The organism is Pseudomonas sp. JR33AA (genome assembly GCF_021378985.1).
GTDB lineage: Bacteria > Pseudomonadota > Gammaproteobacteria > Pseudomonadales > Pseudomonadaceae > Aquipseudomonas > Aquipseudomonas alloputida.
Genome location: NZ_JAJSAW010000050.1, coordinates 1 through 836, shown reverse-complemented (window position 1 = coordinate 836; position 836 = coordinate 1). Strand labels below are relative to the sequence as shown.

Annotated in this window: 2 protein-coding genes; both read right to left on the bottom strand. The window is 55.5% G+C overall.

Annotated elements, in window-relative coordinates:
* Positions 1-250, bottom strand: a 250-nt coding sequence (locus LVS58_RS24950) for an IS3 family transposase (RefSeq protein WP_233693242.1), incomplete at its 3' end; no start/stop codon positions are given.
* Positions 251-270: 20 nt separating this feature from the next.
* Positions 271-813, bottom strand: a complete 543-nt coding sequence (locus LVS58_RS24945; RefSeq protein WP_233693241.1) for a helix-turn-helix domain-containing protein — start codon at positions 811-813, stop codon at positions 271-273.
* Between the last annotated feature and the right edge of the window lie 23 nt (positions 814-836).

Genomic DNA, 836 nt, shown 5'->3' with positions numbered 1-836 from the left:
CGCGGTATTTCTTCACTCTGACCAACGATTTGAGGCCCATCAACTGCATCAAACGCTGCACCCTTTTGTGATTGACTGACTCACCCATGCGCCCAAGGGCAGCGGTAATGCGGCGATAGCCGTAGCGCCCTCGATGCTTGTGATAGACGCTGCGGATGCGCTCTTTCAGATCAGCATCCGTGTCAGTCAGCAATGCTTTGCCTTGGTAGTAGAAGGTGCTGCGCGCCAACCCGGCAGCACGGAGCAGCAAAGCAAGTGGATATACCTGCCTCAATCCTTGGACGGCTTGCGTTTTCTTGATTGCGCAGTCTGAGGGTCCGCCTGGATCAAGGCATCGAGCTTTTTTAGATAGGCATTCTCGGCACGCAGATAAGCCAGCTCTTTGAGCATTTGCTCGGGGGTCAGGTCAGCGTCCGCAAGGTTCTCAGGGCTTACTGTGGGTTCTTTGGAAGGTTTGCGGGGCATCCTGGGCTCTCGGTGACGATGCGGTTGAAGTGCTTTAACTCCGCCTGCATCGTACCGTTTTTTCCATTGCCGGATGCTGCTCGGGCCGCGGATATCGAACCGTATGCATGCTTGCTGGGCTGACAGCCCCTCTTGCTCGATGCACTGCAACACCTTCAGTTTGAACTGGGCATCGTAGCGGCTGTATTTGGTAGCCAAACCTGCGGCGCCGTGCGCCTCATGCCCTTTGACCCAGCGGCGCAGGATCGATGGACTCAGGCCGTGCTTGATGGCCACCTCATGAATACTGTTGGCAGACAGACATTCCTCGATCAGTAATTGCTTGAGCGATAGGTTGTATTTCGTCATGGAACACCCTTGGTGAGGTCAGG